Source organism: Paenibacillus humicola (assembly GCF_028826105.1).
Taxonomy (GTDB): Bacteria; Bacillota; Bacilli; order Paenibacillales; family Paenibacillaceae; genus Paenibacillus_Z; species Paenibacillus_Z humicola.
Genome location: NZ_JAQGPL010000001.1, coordinates 5411789 through 5432636, shown reverse-complemented (window position 1 = coordinate 5432636; position 20848 = coordinate 5411789). Strand labels below are relative to the sequence as shown.

26 protein-coding genes are annotated in these 20848 nt (G+C 53.8%); all 26 read left to right on the top strand.

Annotation, left to right across the window (positions count from 1 at the left end):
* Positions 1-31: 31 nt before the first annotated feature.
* Positions 32-706 (top strand): ComF family protein, encoded by a 675-nt coding sequence (locus PD282_RS24930; protein WP_274654211.1) that lies wholly within the window; start codon positions 32-34, stop codon positions 704-706.
* Positions 707-895: 189 nt separating this feature from the next.
* Positions 896-1309, top strand: coding sequence for a TIGR03826 family flagellar region protein (locus PD282_RS24925; protein ID WP_274654209.1), 414 nt, complete (start codon positions 896-898; stop codon positions 1307-1309).
* Positions 1310-1470: 161 nt separating this feature from the next.
* Positions 1471-1734, top strand: coding sequence for a flagellar biosynthesis anti-sigma factor FlgM (flgM, locus tag PD282_RS24920; RefSeq protein ID WP_274654207.1), 264 nt, complete (start codon positions 1471-1473; stop codon positions 1732-1734).
* A gap of 20 nt (positions 1735-1754) precedes the next feature.
* Positions 1755-2252, top strand: a complete 498-nt coding sequence (locus PD282_RS24915) for a flagellar protein FlgN (protein ID WP_274654205.1) — start codon at positions 1755-1757, stop codon at positions 2250-2252.
* Between the two features lie 172 nt (positions 2253-2424).
* Positions 2425-2622, top strand: coding sequence for a cold-shock protein (locus PD282_RS24910; RefSeq protein ID WP_028599014.1), 198 nt, complete (start codon positions 2425-2427; stop codon positions 2620-2622).
* A 208-nt stretch (positions 2623-2830) separates the two neighbouring features.
* Entirely contained in the window at positions 2831-3379 is a 549-nt protein-coding gene (hpf, locus tag PD282_RS24905) for a ribosome hibernation-promoting factor, HPF/YfiA family (RefSeq protein ID WP_274654202.1), read from the top strand.
* Positions 3380-3624: 245 nt separating this feature from the next.
* A complete protein-coding gene (flgK, locus tag PD282_RS24900; protein ID WP_274654201.1) occupies positions 3625-5157 on the top strand; it encodes a flagellar hook-associated protein FlgK in 1533 nt (510 codons plus the stop codon).
* A gap of 25 nt (positions 5158-5182) precedes the next feature.
* Positions 5183-6139 carry a flagellar hook-associated protein FlgL gene (gene flgL / locus PD282_RS24895; RefSeq protein WP_274654199.1) on the top strand — a complete coding sequence of 319 codons (957 nt, stop codon included), beginning with the start codon at positions 5183-5185 and terminating at the stop codon, positions 6137-6139.
* Positions 6140-6158: 19 nt separating this feature from the next.
* Positions 6159-6728: a DUF6470 family protein gene (locus tag PD282_RS24890; RefSeq protein WP_274654197.1), complete on the top strand. Its 570-nt coding sequence runs from the start codon at positions 6159-6161 to the stop codon at positions 6726-6728.
* A 57-nt stretch (positions 6729-6785) separates the two neighbouring features.
* Complete coding sequence (gene fliW / locus PD282_RS24885; protein WP_274654195.1) at positions 6786-7205, top strand: flagellar assembly protein FliW; 420 nt, start codon at positions 6786-6788, stop codon at positions 7203-7205.
* A gap of 2 nt (positions 7206-7207) precedes the next feature.
* Positions 7208-7444 carry a carbon storage regulator CsrA gene (csrA, locus tag PD282_RS24880; RefSeq protein ID WP_274654193.1) on the top strand — a complete coding sequence of 79 codons (237 nt, stop codon included), beginning with the start codon at positions 7208-7210 and terminating at the stop codon, positions 7442-7444.
* Positions 7445-7558: 114 nt separating this feature from the next.
* Positions 7559-8377, top strand: coding sequence for a flagellin N-terminal helical domain-containing protein (locus PD282_RS24875; RefSeq protein WP_274654191.1), 819 nt, complete (start codon positions 7559-7561; stop codon positions 8375-8377).
* Positions 8378-8486: 109 nt separating this feature from the next.
* Positions 8487-8789 carry a hypothetical protein gene (locus PD282_RS24870; protein WP_274654189.1) on the top strand — a complete coding sequence of 101 codons (303 nt, stop codon included), beginning with the start codon at positions 8487-8489 and terminating at the stop codon, positions 8787-8789.
* Positions 8786-10813 carry a motility associated factor glycosyltransferase family protein gene (locus PD282_RS24865; protein WP_274654188.1) on the top strand — a complete coding sequence of 676 codons (2028 nt, stop codon included), beginning with the start codon at positions 8786-8788 and terminating at the stop codon, positions 10811-10813. Before PD282_RS24870 ends, PD282_RS24865 begins: the two co-directional genes overlap by 4 nt.
* Positions 10791-11147 carry a hypothetical protein gene (locus tag PD282_RS24860; protein WP_274654186.1) on the top strand — a complete coding sequence of 119 codons (357 nt, stop codon included), beginning with the start codon at positions 10791-10793 and terminating at the stop codon, positions 11145-11147. Before PD282_RS24865 ends, PD282_RS24860 begins: the two co-directional genes overlap by 23 nt.
* On the top strand, positions 11147-12538 hold the full coding sequence (locus tag PD282_RS24855; RefSeq protein WP_274654185.1) for a motility associated factor glycosyltransferase family protein: 1392 nt from the start codon (positions 11147-11149) through the stop codon (positions 12536-12538). Before PD282_RS24860 ends, PD282_RS24855 begins: the two co-directional genes overlap by 1 nt.
* 5 nt (positions 12539-12543) lie before the next feature.
* Complete coding sequence (locus PD282_RS24850) at positions 12544-13557, top strand: SDR family NAD(P)-dependent oxidoreductase (protein ID WP_274654183.1); 1014 nt, start codon at positions 12544-12546, stop codon at positions 13555-13557.
* A gap of 5 nt (positions 13558-13562) precedes the next feature.
* Positions 13563-14288, top strand: coding sequence for a glycosyltransferase family protein (locus PD282_RS24845; RefSeq protein WP_274654182.1), 726 nt, complete (start codon positions 13563-13565; stop codon positions 14286-14288).
* Between the two features lie 63 nt (positions 14289-14351).
* Entirely contained in the window at positions 14352-15890 is a 1539-nt protein-coding gene (fliD, locus tag PD282_RS24840; protein WP_274654180.1) for a flagellar filament capping protein FliD, read from the top strand.
* Between the two features lie 21 nt (positions 15891-15911).
* A complete protein-coding gene (fliS, locus tag PD282_RS24835) occupies positions 15912-16304 on the top strand; it encodes a flagellar export chaperone FliS (RefSeq protein ID WP_274654178.1) in 393 nt (130 codons plus the stop codon).
* Positions 16305-16658 (top strand): hypothetical protein, encoded by a 354-nt coding sequence (locus PD282_RS24830; protein WP_274654177.1) that lies wholly within the window; start codon positions 16305-16307, stop codon positions 16656-16658.
* Positions 16659-16680: 22 nt separating this feature from the next.
* A complete protein-coding gene (gene flaG / locus PD282_RS24825; protein ID WP_274654175.1) occupies positions 16681-17016 on the top strand; it encodes a flagellar protein FlaG in 336 nt (111 codons plus the stop codon).
* Positions 17017-17062: 46 nt separating this feature from the next.
* A complete protein-coding gene (gene pseG / locus PD282_RS24820) occupies positions 17063-18166 on the top strand; it encodes a UDP-2,4-diacetamido-2,4,6-trideoxy-beta-L-altropyranose hydrolase (protein WP_274654173.1) in 1104 nt (367 codons plus the stop codon).
* 33 nt (positions 18167-18199) lie between these two features.
* Positions 18200-18742 carry a UDP-4-amino-4,6-dideoxy-N-acetyl-beta-L-altrosamine N-acetyltransferase gene (gene pseH, locus PD282_RS24815; protein WP_274654171.1) on the top strand — a complete coding sequence of 181 codons (543 nt, stop codon included), beginning with the start codon at positions 18200-18202 and terminating at the stop codon, positions 18740-18742.
* 39 nt (positions 18743-18781) lie between these two features.
* Positions 18782-19846, top strand: a complete 1065-nt coding sequence (gene pseI / locus PD282_RS24810) for a pseudaminic acid synthase (RefSeq protein WP_274654169.1) — start codon at positions 18782-18784, stop codon at positions 19844-19846.
* Positions 19847-19861: 15 nt separating this feature from the next.
* Positions 19862-20800, top strand: coding sequence for a dTDP-glucose 4,6-dehydratase (locus PD282_RS24805; RefSeq protein ID WP_274654168.1), 939 nt, complete (start codon positions 19862-19864; stop codon positions 20798-20800).
* Positions 20801-20848: the final 48 nt, after the last annotated feature.

Sequence of the window (20848 nt, the reverse complement as noted above, 5' to 3'; positions counted from 1 at the left end):
GCGCGGACTATGCTCAGAATGTGCCGCGCAGGTGCCATGGATTACGCGGATCGAGTGTCCCGTTTGCGGGCGGCCCGAAGCGTGCGGAGACTGCCGGCGGCGCAGCGACGCCGCTTTCGTGCTGAGCCGCAGCGCAGTGCGCTACAATGCGTTCATTCGCGGGCTGCTGGCGCTGTACAAATACCGCGGGCACGAAGCGCTCGCCCCGCTGCTAGGCGGCATGATGCAGGTCGCTTATATCCTGATGCTTGCCGAGCTCGGCGGCCGCGATGCTTCGTTCGGCTTCGACGCCGTCGTTCCCGTGCCGCTCAGCGCCGAGCGGCTGGCCGAACGGGGCTTCAATCAGGCGGAAAGGTTTGCTGTTCATATTGCCGGACTTTCCGGGATCCCGGTCGTAGAAGCGCTTCGCCGCACGAGGCATAGCGCCAAGCAAAGCTTCAAAACGAGAGGAGACCGGCTGCGCGATACCAGAGATTTATTCGAGGCGGATCTCGCTGCTTACGATCAGCCCAACGTCCGCGAAATCCGAAACGGGGCGGGAGTAACCGCCGATTTCCGCGGTACCGGCCGGATGAGGATCCTGCTGGTTGACGACATCTATACGACCGGCGGCACGGTCAACGCCTGTGCCGCGGCGCTCGCCGGCACCCCCGGTCTTCGCCGCTTCCGCCCGGAAATATACGTCCTCACTCTCGCGCGTTCCTAAGCTTTCCCGAGAAGGAGGCATCGCTTTTCAGCCGCGCCTCCTTGCCGCCTCTCCACGACACGTCTAGACCGCTTCCGATGCCGGGGCGAAGCGCAGCTTCCCGGATTGGAAAAAATGATGAAAATTGTCGGACAATCCAGTACAATAAAGCTACTGATAAGCGAATGGGAGAGAGAGGGGGGGCCAGGCATGAATGTCGATAACTGTCCTCGTTGCGGAAAGCTGTTTACCAAAAATTTTCGGGACGTCTGTCCGGCTTGCATCAAAGAAATCGACCGCGAGTATGCGCTGTGCGCCGACTATTTGCGCAGGAACAGAGGCGCCACGACGCAGGAGCTGTCCGAGGCAACGGGTGTTTCGGCGAAGCAGATAACACGGTTTATCCGCGAGGGGCGAATATCGCTGGTCGGCGCGCCCAATCTCGGGTATCCTTGCGAGCTTTGCGGTACGCTCATTCGGGAAAGCCATATTTGCGCAGATTGCCGCAATAAGCTTGCCAAGGACACGGACCGGCTCCGGAAGAACATGGTATCCGAGGCGGAGAAATCAAGGGAACAGGGTCAAGGGTCCTATCAGATCAAAGACCGGCTGTGGGATAAATGAGGAGGAAGTCCTTTTCATTCGGGCCGGGAGGTCTATAACATTTATAGCGAAAAGGCCGATAATACTTGTAAAGGGTCGGTTTTTTGATTTCTAGGGAAACCAAGTTGGAGCATCGGATAAAGCGGTTTGACTTTTCGGGTCAAATAAAGAGGTGAAGCCAAATGAAAATAAATGAACCGTCCCGCGTGAGCGCCGTCAATTCGTACCAGAAGCAGACCGAAAGCCGCTCGCCCGGCACGAGCCGCAAACGGCAAACGGATCAGGTGCATATATCGGCGGAGGCGCAGGAAATGCTTTCGACCAGCCAGGCCGGCAAAGACGAGCGGATCAGCAGAATCAACGAGCTGAAGAAGGAAGTCGCATCGGGCACCTACTACGTCGACGCCGGCAAAATCGCCGAGAAGGTTTGGCCTTTCATTAAATAACGGGACAAGGGTGAGCGTTAATGGACAGCCGAACCATCGCGGATACGCTGCGGGAGCAGCAGGAGCTGGTTGAACGTTTGCTGGAGACGGCCAACCAGAAAACGCCCGTTCTCGTCCATAACGATATCGAGCGGCTTAGCGCCATTACGCTCAAAGAACGCAAGCTGGTGCAGCAGGCGGAAGAGCTGGAGCGCAAGCGGATGACGCTGGCGAACCTGTATTTTTCGAAAATGGGTTTCCGGACGCGCAACGCCAAACTAAGCGACATGATCCGGACCGTCTCGAATCCGCAGGAGAAGACCGTGCTGCTGGAGCTGCAGCGCGGGCTGGCCGATAAGCTCGCGAAGCTGAAAAGCGTGAACGAGCTGAACCAGCAGCTCATTTCGCAATCGCTTCGTTTTATTGATTATTCGATCGATCTTCTGGTTGAAAAACCGCTTGAGGATATCGTGTACCGGCATCCGATGCAGCACAGCGGCGGGAACCGCCCGACGGGTTGGTTTGACAAAAAAGCGTGACCGGCCGCGCCTCATCCTGAAGATCAGCATCGTGCCCGGATCAGGCGGTCCGCAGGGTATGAATTCGCTTACATAAAAAAGTTGACAATTGTGTGACGCCGATGGTATAGTCGATTTGTGGGCCACGCTATTGTGAACTCGCAGCTATTTGAAGATGAAGGGAATGTTCTGAATGCAAGGTAAAGTAAAATGGTTTAACGCTGAGAAAGGTTATGGATTCATCGAGACGGAGCAAGGCGGCGACGTATTTGTTCACTTCTCCGCAATCCAATCCGAAGGTTTCAAGACGCTCGAAGAAGGCCAATCGGTCGAGTTCGACATCGTGGAAGGCGCACGCGGTCCACAAGCTGCAAACGTAGTCAAACTGTAATCATCGGCTGGCTCAGCCACACGATAGATGGTTCACAATTGACCAACAATGCATGTTTCAAGCCCCGGTTATTCGGGGCTTTTTGTGTGTTTATAAACGATAAACGACGTGAAACATTAATTGTCTAAAAATTCAAAAGAAACAGAAAATAATTTGGGCGAGCCTCTCTGAGTATGGTATAATAAGGCCATGTAAAGGAGGAATGCTCATGAAATACAATATTCGAGGCTCACACATTCAGGTGACTGACGCAATGCGCGATTATGTCGAGAAAAAACTGAACCGCCTGGACAAGTATTTTGAAGCACCAATTCCTTCCGAAACAAATGTAACGATGTCGGTAACGAAGGGCAAGCATGCGGTGGAGGTTACGATTCCGCTGCCGGGCGGCGCCCTGCTGCGCGCTGAAGAGAAAAAGGATGATATGTACGCTTCGATCGACCTGATTGTCGACAAACTGGAACGGCAAATCCGCAAGCACAAGACGAAGCTGAACCGGAAGGTTCGGATGGAAAGCGGAATACGTACACTGTTTAAGGACGAAGGGACGGCCGTGCGCACTCTGGAAGAAGAGGACGAATTGGAACTCGTGCGGACGAAAAGATTTAAGCTGAAGCCGATGGATGTGGAAGAGGCGATTCTCCAGATGAATATGGTCGGACATTCGTTTTTTGTCTTCGCCAATTCCGCCACCAAGGAGGTTAATGTCGTTTATAAACGAAACGACGGCAAATACGGACTTATCGAGCACGGTTAATCCATAAACGAGCAAACGGCAGGGCGGGCTTCTTCGGAAGCGCCGCCCTTTTGGCGTTTTTAAATAAGCAGCTCCATAAAAGTCACTAACGCCTTGCTATAACAATTCGCAAAATGGAATCCGATAACAGATTACAGAATGATTTTCAACGTCGGCAACAATGGAATTATCCAATCAAGCAACCTGCGCAGGCGATGCGCCCGTTCAGTCACCATTTCGCGTTAGCCTGGGGAAAGAGGTCATTTATGAGGTCAACCTTTCACGGCTTAGAGGTAGCCAAAAGCAGCCTGTTGACGCAGCAAGCAGCTTTGAACACGACAGGCCACAACATTGCCAATGCGAACACCGAAGGATATTCCAGGCAGACCGTGAACATGACGGCGGCCCGATCGCTCGAAGCTTTCGGCATGTCGCGGTCGAATACACCCGGTCAAATCGGGATGGGCGTCGAGTTTGATTCTATTACAAGAATCAGGGAGCAGTTCCTCGACGACCAGTTTCGCGGCGAAAACAAAAATCTCGGCGACTGGTCCGTTCGTGCGGATACGCTATCCAAGCTGGAAGGGATCGTAAACGAGCCCTCCGACTCCGGCTTCCGGACCGTTCTGGAGAAATTCTGGTCCTCCTGGTCCGATCTCAGTAAAGATCCGGAAAACGAATCCGCCCGTAAAATCGTGCGCGAAACCGCAAGCGCGCTTACGGACGCGCTGAATCATACAAGCAAACAATTGTCGGATTTGAGCGGCAGTCTCACGCAGGATATCGACGTCAAATTAAGCGATGTAAACTCCAAGCTCAGTATGATTTCGTCGTTAAACCAAGCAATTCAGCGGGTAGAAAGCCTCGGCGACGACGCCAACGATTTGCGGGATCAGCGCGATCTGCTGACGGATCAAATTTCAAAAGCCATTAATATAACCGTAACCGATACGCCTCAAGGCTACAATATTTCGATGGGCAATGCGAGCCTGCTTCAAGGGACGGCCGTCGTTCCGCTTACCGCCGCGGCTGCCGCAAACGCAATGAACTCGGGCGATTTGAACGCCGGGGAAATTCACGGCCTGTTCGTCTCAAGAGATCAGTATGTAGCCGATTACAGCCGGCAGCTGGACACACTCGCCAACACGCTTGCCAACGGGCCGTTCCAGGTGACGATACCGGCCGGTTCGGTACTGCCCGGCCAGACGGTACCGCTGGCGGCGGATACCGTCATGACGGTTAACGGGATTAACGGCCTGCACAAGCTTGGTTATACGCTGAAGGATCCGGCGACGGCGGGGCTGGATTTTTTTACGGCCGGTTCGCCAGGAGGCGTTATTACGGCGGGCAATATTCAGCTTAATGCGGCCATTGCCGCCGACGATTCGCTGATCGCGGCTTCCATGCGCACGGAGACGACGTCAGGCGGGACGACGGTGATCAAAGGCAACAATACGCTCGCGCTCCTTATGGCCGATGCCGGCAACGCCGTGATGACCATCGACCAGACGGCAAGCGGAAAAGGGATTGCGAATGCGACGCTCGGCGACTTTTACCAATCGATCGTCGGCGCGCTCGGCGTACAGTCCGGCGAAGCCAGCCGTCAAACGGATAACGCGCAGGATTTGGTCGATCAGGCGGATTCGAGAAGGGCCTCCGTAAGCGGCGTATCGCTCGACGAAGAGATGTCGAATTTGATTAAATTCCAGCACGCCTACAGCGCGGCGGCACGATTTATGACCACCTTCGATCAGGTTCTCGATAAACTCATTAACGGAACCGGCCAAGTCGGGCGTTAAAGCCAATTAGGGAGGTTAAAGGTTTATGTCCTTACGTGTAACGCAAAGCATGGTACAGTCCCAGCTGCTTCGAAATATTAGCAGCAATATGAAGCGAATGGCATACAATCAGGACGTCCTTTCATCCAATTCGAAAATATTAAAGCCTTCGGACGACCCGGTAGGCATTACCTATGCTCTACGGTATCGCAGCGAGCTGGCGCTTAACGACCAATATAAGAAAAATGTAGACATGGCCAAATCGATGCTCGATCACACCGATTCCGTCATGGAGCAGATTAACTCGCTCATTCAACGCGCCAACGAGCTAACGGTCCAGGGGACGAACGGAACGAATACCCAAACGTCGCTTGACGCGATCGCCCAGGAGATGGGCCAGCTTTACGAGCAGGCGGTAACCTTGGGAAATGACCAGCTTAACGGCAAATATATTTTTAACGGGCAAAAGACCGACCAGAAGCCCTATTCTTCGTCCGGGGCCGCTGCGGCTTTGAACCCGAACGGACAGATTGCCCTGAATGGCAGCGGGAGTGTGGCAACGCCAGGCGAGAGCTCGGACGATCAATCGGTACTCTACCAGTTGTCGGACGGTGTGACGCTGCCGGTTAACGTTACGGGTCAGGACGTTTTCGGAGGCGGAAGCGATACGGACAACTTGTTCACCGTGCTGAAGGGCTTGCAGACCGCATTCGCGAACGGCGATCAGGCTTCGGCCGGCACCCTGCTCGGAAGCCTGCAGAGCCGGTTTAATAAATTTCAGGATGTCCGGTCGGAAGTGGGCGCCAGATCCAACCGCATCGATTTGATCGACAGCCGCCTCCAGGCGCTGAATCAGAACCTGACGGCGATGGATTCCAGCGTGGAGGACGCCGACATCGGCTCCGTAATTATTAAACTAAAAAGCGACCAAAACGTTTATCAAGCTTCATTATCGGCCGGAGCCAAAATCATTCAACCCAGCTTGATCGATTATTTGCATTGATTTCCGGAGAGAACCGGGTATGAACGATTTCAGGTTATCCATCCGGCAGACGTATGCGCAAATCGGGATCGAGACTCATCAGGCAAGCCAGGATATGCACGCTCCGCTCGGCGATCAATCGATCGAGCAGCCGCAGGCAAAGCTGGAGATTCGTCAGCCGACAGGGGTGTTGACCATCGATTCCTCCGCGGCATGGACAGGTTTAGGTCAAGGTCCACATCTCGAATGGCTGAACTCGATTTATAGTCAGGAGAAAACGATTATTTTGCAGGTCATTGCGAAAACGGTGGAGGACGGCAACCGAATGGCGCAAATCACCAATCCGCAGGATGCGTTTGCGGATATTGCCGGCAATGTTTTACCGTTGGAGCCTTCGCCTATCCAATATGTCGGGGAGGCGTCAAGCTTGAATGTCAAAATCGATTATCAGCCGCGCGAGCCTGAAATCGAGGCTGTTCCGCAATATCCCCGTATCCGCTACATCCCCCGAAAACCCGAAATCCAAACCAATCCGGGGGCGGTCGACATCTATTTGAAGCAGCGGAATTCGATCGATATTCAGGTCAGCCGCTATAACCTTTATCAATAATAACGACAGATGCTATAGCGAAGGCTATAGCATTATGTGTTTAGGAGAGGATTGTTCATGCTGCAGCTGCATGGGAAAGTGATACAATTGAACGGAAGCCTGCTGGGGTTGGAAGCTTATGATGCATTTCTGGTTTCGGTCGTCGATCCCGAAGGTCCTTACGCGTATTTGCAAAGCCTGCAGGAGGAGAAGATCGGATTTTTGGTGGTGACGCCGTTTTTATTTTATTCGGAGTATACGTTTGAACTCGACGAGAAAAATAAGCTGCTGCTCGACTTGAAATCGAAAGAAGAAGTGCTCGTATTAAACACGGTAACGATCAGGGAACCGTTCACCCAATCGACCGTCAATTTACTGGCGCCGATTGTGGTCAACCTCAGGAACGGACAAGCCAGGCAAATCGTGCTGCCTCCCAAGACCCAATACGGGACTACAGAGCCCCTTTTTCGAGACGCGGCTGAAGAAAGCGGTGAATAAAGATGCTGATCCTGACCAGAAAGAAAGGCCAGTCCATCATTATCAACAATAATATCGAGATCGTCATTTCCGCCATTGACGGCGATCAGGTGAAAATCGGCATTAATGCGCCGGAAGAAGTCAATATTTTGCGCAAAGAAGTTTTCGATGCCGTGCAGCAGAGCAACAAAGAAGCCATTCACCCCAAATTCGATCCTCAGGCGATCAAAAACTTGCCGAGCCCTAAAAAATCGCCTTAAGCCGTTTGAAAAAGCTATAAACTGAATCGTGTTCGCGACCGATATAAGGTGTGTAAGGCGAAAAGCCTGCTCCACAAGGAAGTGGATATTTAACATTCAAGGAGGAAACAAGCAATGATTATTAACCACAACCTTCCGGCGCTGAACACGTACCGAAACATGGGGATGAACACCAACGCGACGTCCAAGGCGATGGAGAAGCTCTCGTCCGGTCTCCGCATCAACCGCGCCGGCGACGATGCCGCAGGACTGGCAATCTCCGAGAAAATGCGCGCTCAAATCCGCGGTCTCGACCAAGCGTCCCGGAACGCGCAGGACGGCATCTCCCTGATTCAAACCGCTGAAGGCGCGCTCAACGAAACCCAATCCATCCTGCAGCGTATGCGCGAGCTGGCCGTACAAGCCAACAACGACACGTACACCACGACCGACCGTGCAAAGCTTGGCGCAGAAGTAACGCAGCTGGAAAAGGAAATTAACCGGATTGCTTCGCAGACGGAATTCAACACGAAGAAGCTGCTGAACAGCGGAGTCTCCGTCACGTTCCAGGTAGGCGCAAACTCCGGTCAAACGATCGGCATGTCGATCAACGTCATGGACTTTTCTTCCTTGTACGGTGCCGCAGCCGTTGGATCCACCTTCAGCACGGCAACGAACTTCTCTTCCATCATCGCGAATATTAACAGCGGCATCAACTCGGTTTCCAAAGAGCGTGCAAACCTGGGCGCATACCAAAACCGCCTGGAGCACACGATCAACAACCTGAACACCTCTTCGGAAAACCTGACGGCTGCCGAGTCCCGCATCCGCGACGTCGACATGGCAAAAGAAATGATGAATTTCACGAAGAGCAACATTCTGAACCAAGCGGCACAAGCGATGCTTGCGCAAGCGAACCAGCTGCCGCAAGGCGTTCTGCAGCTCCTTCGTTAATAATGGCTTCAACGTAAAGATTCGATTCGAGAAAAAGTCAACCTTTTTGTACGGGTTGGCTTTTTCTTGAACATGCAGGTCTGTGATGGTGCATCGAGGGGGCGGCAGCATGGTCATGAAAAAACTTGAAGAAATAGAACGGATCGTCGATCAGATCGTTTATGCATTTTACCGTTACGAAATCAAGAGCGGCATGAACAAGCTTGATCTGCTCATTCCGGAAATGTCCGGGCTGATGACAAAGGAACCGATGAGCGGAAGCCGGCGCCTGGAATACAATCCATTGCTGGAAATGCTGGCGACCGCCGTGGAGAAAAAGGATTATTTAATCGCCGCCGACCTGTTGAAGTACGAGCTGCTGAAAAGATTGAAAAGCACGTTCGGACCGGCCGGCATTGGAGAAACGATATGACCTACTTGCATACGAATGCACCGTATTTGTCGGAATATAACGAATGGCTGATGGAGCGGCTCAAGACGATCGACAGCAGTTCGGTCGAAGCCGTGCGCGCCGGCGGTGACGTATTATTCAAGCTGGCCGATGAAGAAGGAAATGAATTTTATACCGCAAGCGTGTATGACCCGAAGTATGAAGCCGAGCAATTCCTGGACGGCGTCAATTTTGACAACACCGGGTTTATTCTCATCGGCATGGGCTCATCCGCAATCGTCAAATCGATTCTTGAACATAAAACCGAGACGGCATGGGTTTTAATCATAGAGAAAGATACGGCACTTGTGAAAAAGTTTTTGGAAGAGGTCGACTTATCGCCGTATTTGGAAGGGAAATTGCAGCGGATCATCATTTTAACCGATTTTGTCGGGGAGCTGTCTGAAGTTCTGAATACCTATATAACCTCGATGATCGGGTATTACTTCTTGCGGACGGATATCCTGCGCACTTTCGCAAGCTATCGCCGCGATGCCGCATTTTACGACCTTATGACCGATACGATTATCAATCATTTGCGCACGCATATGACCGCAATGGGCAATTCCCTGGATGACACCTTGAAAGGCATGACCAATGAGCTGAGAAATTTGCCCGTTGCGTTGAACTCTCATAAATTAAGCGATTTACGGAATGCGTATAAAGGAAAGCCGATTATTTGCGTCGCTTCGGGACCTTCGCTGGATAAACAGCTGCCCCTGCTGAAAAGGGCAAAGGGCAAAGCTTTGATTATATGCGCGGAGTCGGCGTTTCGCGTACTGCTGAAAAACGGGATTTCGCCGGATATTGTCTGTATCTTGGAACGCGGCGAAAATTCGTACGAGCTAAGCATCAAAGGCGCGGACATTCCGGCGGATACCGCTTTGATGGGGCTGACGCTCATGGATCCCCGAATTCCGCGCGGCTGGAATCCGTACGTCATTCCCGTTTTCAAGGAAAATATCGTGCACAGCCGTCTGATGAACCATTCGCTCGGAGATAGGGGAACGCTGTACAACGGCATTTCGGTCGCCCATTTGAACTATTCGCTGGCGCAATATTTGGGCGGATGCCCCATTGTGTTTATCGGCCAGGATTTGGCCTACTCGGACGACGGCGAAACGCACAGCAAGCACAGCTTTTATGCGGACGATTCCGATATGGATATTAGCGAGGAGCAGCGCAAGCAGATTCACAACAGCCTGAAGGAAGATACGGCTTTCTTCAATAAAACCGTGTACCTGGACGGATATTACGGCGGGAAAGTCAAATCGAGAGAGCTGTGGAGGCAGTTTTTATATTGGATGGAGCATCTCATTCACTATCTTCCGGCTCCGCTTGTCATCAACGCGACCGAAGGCGGCGCAGATATCCGGGGAACGATCAAAATGCCGTTTCAAGAAGTGGTGGAACGGTATTGCAAGGACAAGACCACCTCGATTCCGGAGCTGTTTGCCGGACTCCCGCCGATCGATTCCGCAGCGGAGACCGAATCGCATGTCCGGAGTATGCTTGACTTTTTTGGCCGCCAGCTGGGGGATATGTCCCGGGTAAGCGAACATGCCGAAGAAGTGCTTGGCGCGATACGTCAGCTGCAGGATGAGCTGGCGGAGCATCCGGACGGCGGGATTGATTTTCTCGCTATCAAAGCGGGGCGCGTACTGCGCAATGTCGAGCTGCTGCTTAAGGATGTGCTGAAACAACCGTTTCTGATCTTCTTTTTCCGGCCACTTATTTCCAACTATCACGTCAAAATGAATCCGATATCGCGGGTCTCGTCGATCGATCGGCTGCAAGCGATTTTGACGCATCAATCCTATCTGCTGCGGCGAATTGTGGAAGGAACCAGGCAGGTTGCCGATGTTTATACGGAGGGGACACGGGAAGCGATACGCGACCTCGGCCTCGACTGCCAACAATTTGAGCTGGACATTCAGGATACATGGGCATTGCCGGATCTGGACATAGGGGAGGAGCTTGACGATGCAGCAGGAAATCATTGTTGAAACGCTTGAGAGTATGAAGGATTATGTGCCGAAGCTCGTTGCGGCTTCGGAGAAGCTGGCCAACGACATTCAGTCGCACGAAGGGGGCTGGCCGGATTATTTACTGGCATATTTGGACGGAATCGACTGGTTAACCTCGGCTTTCGACGGCATTCAGCGGCTGGACGGCGAAATATTGTCTCCTTTTAAAATCGATTCGTTGCGACTGCTGATCGATCAATTGAGAATGGCGCTGGAGCAGCAGGATTTCGTATCGATTTGCGATCTCCTGCAGTACGAAATGAGCCCGCTGCTGCACACCTACGAGGTGGAACTGAAGGAAATGGTTCATTAATGAGGAAGCTCCGCTTCATACAGCCGAAAAGCGAGATTCGATGGCCGGGACCGGCTGTGGACCTCGACCGGGCCGCCAACGGGACGTGGACGGCGTCGATTTCCGCAGGCGAAGGCCGGCCGGTTTACCTTCACAGCCGGTATGACCCGGAGGCGGAGGCGGAACGATTTGCTGCCGCGCAGCTGCGGAACATCGGCGGGGACGAGCCGGAATGGTTCCTTATATACGGTCTCGGGTGCGGGCATCACATCAGAGCGGTTTTAAAGCAGACGGCGGCCGGCAGGGCGGACGTCGAAGTTTGGGAGACGAACGTCGCCGCCTTTTACCGGATGGACGAGCAAGGAGTATTGAACGATTTGATGGATGACCAGCGGTTTCGATGTATCGTTTCCGACGATATGAATCTCTTTTCCGCCCGCCTGAAGGAAAGGGAGGGAAGCCGTCTGCACCTGATCGTACATGAGCCGTCCCTGAAGGCGGTACCTGAAGGCCTGCGCGCTTTAAAGCAGCTCTTGCAGGAGTATCAAATGAAACAAAACAGCGCGCTTCTCCATCTTCAGCTGCTGCGGGAGAACTTTAACCGGAATATGCGGCAGAAACGGCCTTCGTTATCCGCCTTTCGAGGACTGCCTTCCGCACCGGTTATTCTGATCAGTGCAGGTCCCTCGCTCACCCATTCCCTTCCCGGCCTGGCCGACGCAGCCAAACATTGTTTATTGGGTTCGGTAGGGACGGCCGCTCCCGTGCTCCGCCGCTGCGGCATTCAGCCTGATTTTGTGGTCATGACCGATCCGCAGCCAAAGATGCTGGAGCAGCTGGAAGGCTGGGACACGAAGAACATCCCTTTATTTTTCCTGAGTACGCTGTTCGCGGGAGTGGTCGAGAGGTACCCGGGCCCGTCCTTTATTCTGTTCCAGGAGGATTTTGACGGCTCCGAACAAGCGGCCGCCCTCAGGGAGGAACCGCTTGTCCCTACCGGCGGCTCGGTGTCCACCACGATGTTTTCGCTCGCGCGTCTGCTCGGCCTCGGTCCGATCTGCTTGGTGGGGCAGGATTTGGCTTATACCGATAACCGCACCCATGCGGAGGGGGCGCACCTCTACCGGGAGTGGGGGCACGCTGCAGCGGGAGAACGCGTACGGTCGGTCGACGGCAGCGGAACGGTCGCAACCTCGCGCAATTTTCTTCTCTATAAAAAGTGGTTCGAAGCGCAGGTGAGAGACGTCCCCGAAACCTGCTATAACGCGACCGGGAGCGGGGCCGACATCGAGGGCTTCGAACATCTTACGCTTGCGCGTTTTTTGGCGAAGGTGAGCGGGCATGATGCGGCGGCAGCGCGGACACAGTTTCAGCGGGCGGTACGAACGGCATCCGGAATGGACTTGGAGTGAGCGGAATGAATTATGAAGGAAAACGAATTTTGATCATAGGCGGCACGGGATCGCTCGGACAACCGTTAACCCGCCGCCTGCTGCGGCACAATCCGAAGGTCATCCGGATTTTAAGCCGCGATGAATATAAGCAATTTGAAATGCAGCGGGAATTCGCCGAACACCAGTCGAAATTGCGTTTTTTAATCGGCGATATCCGGGATATCCAGCGGTTGAACCGGGCCATGGAGGATGTGGACTATGTCTTCCATCTAGCGGCGATGAAGCACGTCCCGTTCTGTGAATACAATCCGTTCGAAGCCGTGCAAACGAACATTCTCGGCACGCAAAATATGATTCAGGCAGCCATTCACAACGGCGTTGAAAAGGTGCTTTTTACCTCTACGGACAAGGCGATCTCGCCGACCAATACATACGGGGCCTCCAAATTGATGGCGGAGCGGCTGATTGCGGCGGCGGAATATCAGAAGGGACCCAAACAGACGAAATTTGCCGCCGTGCGCTTTGGCAACGTAATGGGATCGAGAGGCTCCGTTATTCCGCTGTTTTACAAGCAAATCCTGAACGACCGGATGCTGACGGTAACGGATTTACAGATGACCCGCTACATGATGACGACCACACAGGCGATCAGCTTAATGTTAAAAGCGAACGACATCTCGTTGGGCGGGGAAGTGTTCGTTCTGAAAATGCCGACGATTGTTCTCGAGGACCTGGTGGACGTGCTTATCGACGAGGTGTGCAAGAAGCACAGCATTTGGGATGATATTGCGCGCAAGGAAATCGGGCTGCGGGCGGGAGAAAAGCGGTACGAAGAGCTGATGACCGAGGATGAAATCGGAAACGCCTGGGAAACGCCGGACATGTACATTTTGCCCTCGCCCTTCAAGGAGCATCTGCCGGAATTTCCTTATCCGGAAGCGAGAAAAATGCAGTCGAAGACGGTATGCTCCAGCCAAGAAACGCCGATTGGCCGCGATACGCTCAGACAGTGGCTGCTAGAGGAAAGGCTGGTATAACGGAAATGAAAATTGCCGCCATTATTCAGGCCCGCATGGGGTCCACCCGGCTTCTGGGCAAAGTGCTTCGAATGCTGGGCGACAAAACCGTGCTTGCGCATGTGGTCGATCGGCTGAGAGCGGTACCGCAGGTGGATGAAGTGATCGTCGCGACGACGGCTGGCAGCCGGGACGAGCCCGTCGCGGAAGAGGCGCGGCGTATCGGAGCCGCGTGCTTCCGCGGAAGCGAGGAGGACGTCTTGTCGCGCTATTACGAAGCCGCCAAGCAAGTGCAAGCCGATGCGGTTGTACGGATTACATCCGATTGTCCTCTGCTCGATCCGGAGGTTTCGTCGCTTGTCATTCGGTCGTATATGGAGGCTCCGATGTGCGATTACGCGAGCAATACGCTGGTTCGTACTTACCCGCGCGGACTGGATACGGAAATTTTTTCGTTCGAATCACTGGAAGCCGCATTCGCGGAGACGCGGGAAGCCTATGACCGGGAGCACGTCACGCCTTTTATCTATCGGCATCCGGAACGGTTCGTATGCAAATCGGTTACGAGCGGGATTCCCGTGCCCGATTACCGCTGGACGCTCGATACGCCCGAGGATTGGGAACTGATTCGCCGTTTATATGATGCGCTCTACGTGCCCGGACAGCGTTTTTCTTGGCACCAGGCGGCGGCATGGATGAACGCGAACCCCGAGTTTCACGCGATTAACGCTCACATTAGGCAAAAAACATAAACTATACGGCAAATGTTGTCGATATAGGTAGTACATTACGACGGTGTGAAAGGCGGCATTCTCATGACGATCAGAGTTAGCGGATTAGGCACCTCCGGGCTGGACATCGATTCGCTTGTCAGCCAGATGATGCAGGCGAAGCAGGTTCCCATCGATCAAATGATTCAGAAAAAGACGTATTTGGAATGGCAGCGCGACGCTTACCGCAGTATGAACACCGATGTTTCAAGCTTTATGAACGAAGCGCTGAAACTGACTTTGCAGAGCACCTTCCAAACGAAGGAAGCGAGCATGTCGGAAACCGATGACGACAAAGTGCTTGTCTCGCCTACGGCCAGCTCCTTTACCGGAAACTTTACGCTCAAGGTGACTCAGCTTGCGAAGTCGGCGCAGCTGACCAGCAGCGCTCCGCTCGGCGTGTCCTCGAATCCGGGCCAGGCACTGGCGGCGGCAGACGCAACTCTGCAAATTACCGGAGCGACCGGGACCACCAGCGTGTCGGTTTCCAGCGGGGACAGCGTCGTTCAAATCGTATCGAAAATTAACGCCCAGTCCGCTTCTACAGGCGTTAAAGCGGTTTACGACCAGGTGTCGGATAAATTGTCTTTTGTCAGCAGCGCGACGGGCTCGGCGGCTTCCATCCGAATTCAAGAAACGACCGCCGTTCCGACCGGACTCCTCAATAATAAGCTGAACGTCGCACCGGCCGGGACGCCGACGGACACGGGCGTTATCCAGGGACAGGATGCGATTGTCAACTTCAACGGTACGGGCGATGTCACGGTAAGCTCCAACTCCTTCAAAATGAATGACATCAATTTCACGCTGCTGGAGGACCCTTCGGGCACCCCGTATACGATCAGCGCGTCCAATAATATCGACGTGGATTCCGTCGTCTCTACCATTAAAGGCGTGTTTGACAAATACAACGCGTTAATCGACGAAGTGAACACGAAGTTGAATGAACCCAAATATCGCGATTACCTTCCGCTTACGGATACCCAGAAGCAGGACATGAAGGACTCGGATATTACGCTCTGGAACCAAAAGGCGCAGTCGGGCTTGCTCAGTAACGACAGCATCCTGGGCGCCGGGCTGACGAAGATGCGGAACAATATTTCCGATCCGGTTTCGGGTCTTCCCGCCGGCCTTTATCAGTCGCTCGCGGACATCGGCATTACGACGGCTCCGCCGGGGAATTCGCAGGCGTATACGGAAAATGGAAAAATTTATATTGATGAAGATAAATTGAGGACCGCGCTGACGAATAATCCGGATCAGGTGGCTGCGCTTTTTACCCAGAACGGCGCACGCGATGCGAACGGCAATTTGACGGTCTGGAGCGACGCCGGAGTCGGGACGCGTCTTTACGAAACCCTGAACAAGTCGATTGTGAGCGGACTTACCCAAAAAACGCAGATCGTGCCGTCAAAAAGCTTTCTCAATATTCAGATCGACGATTATGCCACCCAAATCACGGAAGCGCAGTCGGGCTTATCCGATTATGAGCAGCAATTATACAGCCAGTACGCCAGTCTGCAAACCGCGCTGGATAATTTGAACTCGCAGAGCACCTACATCGCCAGCTTATTTCAAAAGTAAATCCGCGTCTGGAGGGACGTTATGATCCAGCCATCCATTCAAAGCTACAAACAGAATCAAGTGGATACGGCTCCGCCGGAGGAGCTGACGCTTATGCTGTATAACGGCGCCGTTACGTTCATTAAACGTGCGAGACAGGCGATCCTGAAACAGGATTTTAACCAGGCGCACCATTACAATACGCGGGTACAGGATATCGTCGATGAGCTGATTATTACGCTGGACCGGAAATATCCGATTGCCGGTCAGCTGATCCCGCTGTACGATTACTTGAAAAGAAGACTGATCGAAGCGAATATTTCGAAGAGCGATGCGATTTTGGAGGAAGTCGAAGGATTTTTCACCGAGTTTCGAGAGACGTGGAAGCAGGCGATCTTACTTGCCCGCAGCTCCAAACAACAGGGAGAAGCATGAATGATCGAAGCCCAATTCCAACAATTGGCCGAGCAGACGGAACAGCTGCTGCGTTTGTTCCGGCAGTCGCCGCCTGTCGATTTCAATGAAGCGGACCGGAGATTCGAAGCAAGGGAACGGCTGCTAGCGGATTTGAACGAACAGCTGCGCGGGTGTGCGAATATCGAGGTTTACCGGGACTTATTCGAATCCTGGCAGCGTTTCGAATCGGAGCTTAACGGGCAAATTCGGCAGTCGCTTCTGGAAACGGCGAATAAAATCAATAAGCTGAAGCATGCCCGAAACGCTTCCGATCAGTACAACTCCTACATGCGGCAGATGCCGTACGGCGCGTTTCTCGATCAAAAGAAATAGGCGAAACGGAGGAAGAAGGAAGATGGAGGTCCAACCCGCAAGCGAGAAGACATTATCCTTTGAGCAGCCAGGCGTACGGAAAAGGGCGGAGCAGGAACGAGAGCCGGTCGAGGATAGACAGCAGCATTCCTATTCGAAGGCGGATATCGCCAAAGAAATCGGCCATCTGAACAAAATGCTCGAATCGAAGGACTCCCATCTTCATTTCGTCCTTCATGACAAGCTGAATGAATATTATGTCCAAGTCGTCGATGACAGCACCAATGAAGTCATTAAAGAAATTCCGTCCAAGAAGGTTATGGATATGGTGGCCGGCTTCTATGAAACGCTGGGTATTATTGTAGACAAAAAAATATAAAGCCCCGGGTACGTGGGCTTTTTCCTTTCCCGGGAGGGCTTGGTGTATGCGAGTGGTTTTTCGGGTCGACGCGTCCGTAAGGATCGGAACCGGTCATGTCATGCGATGTTTAACGTTGGCCGGCCGGCTTAGGCAGGCAGGGGCGGCGGTGCAATTCGTCTGCAGGGAGCACCCGGGACATCTCTGCGGGCTGATCCGGGACCGGGGATTTTCCGTTCATCGGCTGCCGTCCCCTTTCGATCAAGCGGAATCGGGAGAAGCCGAAACGCTTTACGAACAATGGCTGGGCGAGAGACAGGAAATAGACGCCGCCCAAACGGCAGCATGGATTCAAGCTCAAAGCGAGCCGGTCGACTGGCTCATTGCGGACCATTACGCCATTGATATCCGGTGGGAGCGGCTGGTTCGTCCACAGGTGCGGCGCATCATGATCATCGATGATCTGGCCAACCGCACACATGATTGCGATCTGCTGCTCGATCAAAATCTGTACGATAATAGGACGATCCGGTACCATAAACTTGTTCCCGCCGCCTGCAGGCAATTGCTTGGTCCCCGTTATGTCCTGCTGCGCGAAGAATTTCAAGCTGCACGGCGGCGCGCTAAGGTGAAGGACGGAGCGGTTTGGCGCCTGCTCGTGTTTTTCGGCGGAAGTGACCCGACGAACGAGACGGAAAAAACGCTCAGGGCCATCGAGTCATGGGGAAGACACGATATTGCGGCCGATGTCGTCGTAGGTCAATCCAATCTTCACAGGGAGCGGATTGCCGAGCTATGCTCGGCAATTCCGAACGTCCGCTATTATTGTCAAATCGATCACATGGCCGAGCTGATGCTGGAGGCGGACCTGGCGATCGGAGCGGGCGGCTCGTCAACGTGGGAGCGGTGTTTCCTCGGCCTGCCGGCGATAACCGTGACAACTGCCGATAATCAAACGGAGATCGCCAAAGCCGTTTCGAATGCAGGCGCCGTTCTTCATTTGGGCCATTGGGACGAGGTAACCTCGCCCATGATCGTTTCCGCGCTTGAGCAGCTTCCGCAAAGCCCGGACTCGCTGGCAAGCATGAGCCGTGCGGGGCTGGAACTAATGGGAGATCAAGGCGTCAGCGGCGCGGACGGCGTTACCGGCATTCTGTTTGAACGGGCTTAAACTTCAACCTTATTAACGATTGAGGGACAGGGCATGCAGCTGATAAAAGATTACGCGATTCGAGCCCTCCTGGAACCCGATTTGCCGACTGTTTTGAATTGGCGCAATTCGGAACGGATCCGAAGAACGATGTACTCGGACGAGCGGATTACTTGGGAAAATCACGCCGCTTGGTTTGAACGTCTGCAAGGCGATCCGTCGCGCCGGTTTTATATAGTCGAATGGAAGGGCCGGCCGGTCGGGACCGTCAATTTTACGGGTATCGATAACAAGCACCGGACATGCGACTGGGGAATTTACCTCGGTGAAACGGACGTTCCGAGAGGAAGCGGGACGGCGCTGGGGCTGCTCGGATTAGAGACGGCGTTCGAGCGGTTGCAGATCCGTAAAGTGTGCGCGGAAGTACTCGCTTTCAACGAGGCCAGTCTCCGTTTTCACCGGAGGCTGGGGTTCGAGCAGGAAGGGCGTTTACGGCGTCATGTATGGAAAAACGATCACGATGAAGATGTTTGTTTATTCGCGTTCTTCTCCGACCAATGGCCGGAGGTCCGGCAGAAGCTGACGGTTCATTTTTAATGAAGACCTAAAGACGGACATACGCCGCAGAGGTGAAGCATGAATCAAAATAGCGAAATCATCATCGGTACCCGAAAGATCGGCCCGGAGCACCCGCCGTTCATTATCGCCGAAATGTCGGGCAACCATAATCAATCGCTCGAACGGGCGCTCGAAATCGTCGAGGCTGCCGCCAGAGCGGGTGCGCATGCCTTGAAAATTCAAACCTATACCGCGGATACGATGACGATCGAATCCGACCGGTCCGATTTTTTTATCCGCGACACCGAAAGCTTATGGAAAGAACGGTCGTTATACGACCTCTATCAGGAGGCCCATACGCCGTGGGAATGGCATCAGGCGATCTTCGACCGCTGCCGCGAGCTGGGCATGATCGGGTTCAGCACCCCTTTTGACGAGACGGCCGTCGATTTTCTCGAATCGCTGGACGTGCCCTGCTATAAGATCGCTTCCTTTGAGAATACGCATCTTCCTTTGCTGCGAAAAGTCGCTTCGACGGGCAAGCCGATCATCGCATCGACCGGGATGGCCAGTATCGCCGAATTGGACGAGCTGGTCGGAACGGTTCGTGCGGCGGGCTGCAGCGATTTGGTTTTGTTGAAGTGTACAAGCTCGTATCCCGCTTCGCCCATGAACTCCAATATTCGCACGCTCCCTCACCTGCAGCAGCTTTTTCATACCCTTGTCGGACTGTCCGACCATACGCTCGGCATCGGAGTCGCCGTAGCCGGCGTTGCTTTGGGCGCGTCCGTGATCGAAAAGCATTTTACGCTCAGCCGGGCCGACGGCGGGGTCGATGCGGCTTTTTCGCTGGAGCCGGAAGAGATGCGGCTGCTGGTGGAGGAAACGGAACGCGCATGGCAGGGGCTTGGCTCGGTCTCGTACGGAGCGACCGAAGCGGAGAAGAAATCGAAGGTATTCCGCCGCTCCCTGTATGCGGTCAAGGATATAAAGGCGGGAGAATCGTTCACGGAACAAAATTTGCGCATTATTCGTCCCGGTTACGGACTTCCCCCCAAATATTTGGATCGGCTGCTTGGCCGTGCGGTAAAAAAAGATATTCCGCGGGGCACGGCCATTACGATGGACCTTATGCTGGATTAGAAAAGGATGGGGAATATGAATGTGCTCGTTACCGGCGGCGCCGGTTTTATTGGCAGATGGGTTGTGAAACGTTTATTGGAGGACGGGCACCGCGTTACGGTATTGGACGACTTGTCAAACGGTGCGGAATCGAATATCGAAGCATTCAAGGCGCATGAAGGCTTCCGGCAGTTTATTCGGGGCGATATCAAGGATGAAGCGCTGCTGGACGAAGTGTTCAAGCATCCGTTTCAGCTTTGCTACCATCTCGGTGCCAGCATCAATGTACAGGACAGCATAGACGACCCCGGAACGACATTCGATAACGATACGGTCGGCACGTTCCGCCTGTTGGAGCGGTGCCGCCTGCACCGGGTGAAAATCGTATTCATGAGCACCTGCATGGTTTACGACCGCTGTCTCGATGAATCGGGGATTACCGAAGCGCATCCGGCCAAGCCCGCTTCGCCGTATGCCGGAGCAAAAATAGCGGCCGAAAATATGGTGCTGTCCTATTATTATGCTTACGGTCTGCCCGCGGTTGTCGTTCGTCCCTTCAATACATACGGTCCTTTTCAGAAATTCGGCGGCGAAGGCGGCGTGGTTGCCATCTTTATCAAGAAGAAGCTGCAGGCCGAAGACCTTCAAATTTACGGGGATGGGACCCAGACACGGGATTTGCTTTATGTCGACGACTGCGCGCGGTTCGTCGTTCAAGCGGGCTATTCCGACCGGGCGGACGGGCAGATTGTGAATGCGGGCTTCGGGCGCGATATCTCCATCAACGATTTGGCGAAGCTCATCGCCGGCGGCGAGAGCCGGATCCGGCACGTGGAGCACATTCACCCGCAGAGCGAGATTCAAAAGCTGCTTTGCGATTATTCCAAGGCGCGGCGGCTGCTCGGATGGGAGCCGCAAGTGACGCTGGAGGAAGGACTGAAGAAAACGGAGGATTGGATTCGAACGATCCTTTAATCCGCGCGGGCCGGTACGGCATGCGTCCTTGCAGGGCAGCCGGCTTAT

Excerpts from the sequence above, each read along its gene's own strand:
- hpf (WP_274654202.1), top strand. The coding sequence starts at position 2,831 with ATGAAATACAATATTCGAGGCTCACACATTCAGGTGACTGACGCAATG.
- csrA (WP_274654193.1), top strand. The coding sequence starts at position 7,208 with ATGCTGATCCTGACCAGAAAGAAAGGCCAGTCCATCATTATCAACAAT.
- PD282_RS24805 (WP_274654168.1), top strand. The coding sequence starts at position 19,862 with ATGAATGTGCTCGTTACCGGCGGCGCCGGTTTTATTGGCAGATGGGTT.
- PD282_RS24850 (WP_274654183.1), top strand. The coding sequence starts at position 12,544 with ATGAATTATGAAGGAAAACGAATTTTGATCATAGGCGGCACGGGATCG.
- fliS (WP_274654178.1), top strand. The coding sequence starts at position 15,912 with ATGATCCAGCCATCCATTCAAAGCTACAAACAGAATCAAGTGGATACG.
- pseH (WP_274654171.1), top strand. The coding sequence starts at position 18,200 with ATGCAGCTGATAAAAGATTACGCGATTCGAGCCCTCCTGGAACCCGAT.
- pseG (WP_274654173.1), top strand. The coding sequence starts at position 17,063 with ATGCGAGTGGTTTTTCGGGTCGACGCGTCCGTAAGGATCGGAACCGGT.
- flaG (WP_274654175.1), top strand. The coding sequence starts at position 16,681 with ATGGAGGTCCAACCCGCAAGCGAGAAGACATTATCCTTTGAGCAGCCA.
- PD282_RS24845 (WP_274654182.1), top strand. The coding sequence starts at position 13,563 with ATGAAAATTGCCGCCATTATTCAGGCCCGCATGGGGTCCACCCGGCTT.
- PD282_RS24855 (WP_274654185.1), top strand. The coding sequence starts at position 11,147 with ATGAGGAAGCTCCGCTTCATACAGCCGAAAAGCGAGATTCGATGGCCG.
- PD282_RS24910 (WP_028599014.1), top strand. The coding sequence starts at position 2,425 with ATGCAAGGTAAAGTAAAATGGTTTAACGCTGAGAAAGGTTATGGATTC.
- PD282_RS24860 (WP_274654186.1), top strand. The coding sequence starts at position 10,791 with ATGCAGCAGGAAATCATTGTTGAAACGCTTGAGAGTATGAAGGATTAT.
- flgK (WP_274654201.1), top strand. The coding sequence starts at position 3,625 with ATGAGGTCAACCTTTCACGGCTTAGAGGTAGCCAAAAGCAGCCTGTTG.
- pseI (WP_274654169.1), top strand. The coding sequence starts at position 18,782 with ATGAATCAAAATAGCGAAATCATCATCGGTACCCGAAAGATCGGCCCG.
- PD282_RS24865 (WP_274654188.1), top strand. The coding sequence starts at position 8,786 with ATGACCTACTTGCATACGAATGCACCGTATTTGTCGGAATATAACGAA.
- flgL (WP_274654199.1), top strand. The coding sequence starts at position 5,183 with ATGTCCTTACGTGTAACGCAAAGCATGGTACAGTCCCAGCTGCTTCGA.
- flgM (WP_274654207.1), top strand. The coding sequence starts at position 1,471 with ATGAAAATAAATGAACCGTCCCGCGTGAGCGCCGTCAATTCGTACCAG.
- PD282_RS24915 (WP_274654205.1), top strand. The coding sequence starts at position 1,755 with ATGGACAGCCGAACCATCGCGGATACGCTGCGGGAGCAGCAGGAGCTG.
- PD282_RS24870 (WP_274654189.1), top strand. The coding sequence starts at position 8,487 with ATGGTCATGAAAAAACTTGAAGAAATAGAACGGATCGTCGATCAGATC.
- fliW (WP_274654195.1), top strand. The coding sequence starts at position 6,786 with ATGCTGCAGCTGCATGGGAAAGTGATACAATTGAACGGAAGCCTGCTG.
- PD282_RS24925 (WP_274654209.1), top strand. The coding sequence starts at position 896 with ATGAATGTCGATAACTGTCCTCGTTGCGGAAAGCTGTTTACCAAAAAT.
- PD282_RS24890 (WP_274654197.1), top strand. The coding sequence starts at position 6,159 with ATGAACGATTTCAGGTTATCCATCCGGCAGACGTATGCGCAAATCGGG.
- fliD (WP_274654180.1), top strand. The coding sequence starts at position 14,352 with ATGACGATCAGAGTTAGCGGATTAGGCACCTCCGGGCTGGACATCGAT.
- PD282_RS24875 (WP_274654191.1), top strand. The coding sequence starts at position 7,559 with ATGATTATTAACCACAACCTTCCGGCGCTGAACACGTACCGAAACATG.
- PD282_RS24830 (WP_274654177.1), top strand. The coding sequence starts at position 16,305 with ATGATCGAAGCCCAATTCCAACAATTGGCCGAGCAGACGGAACAGCTG.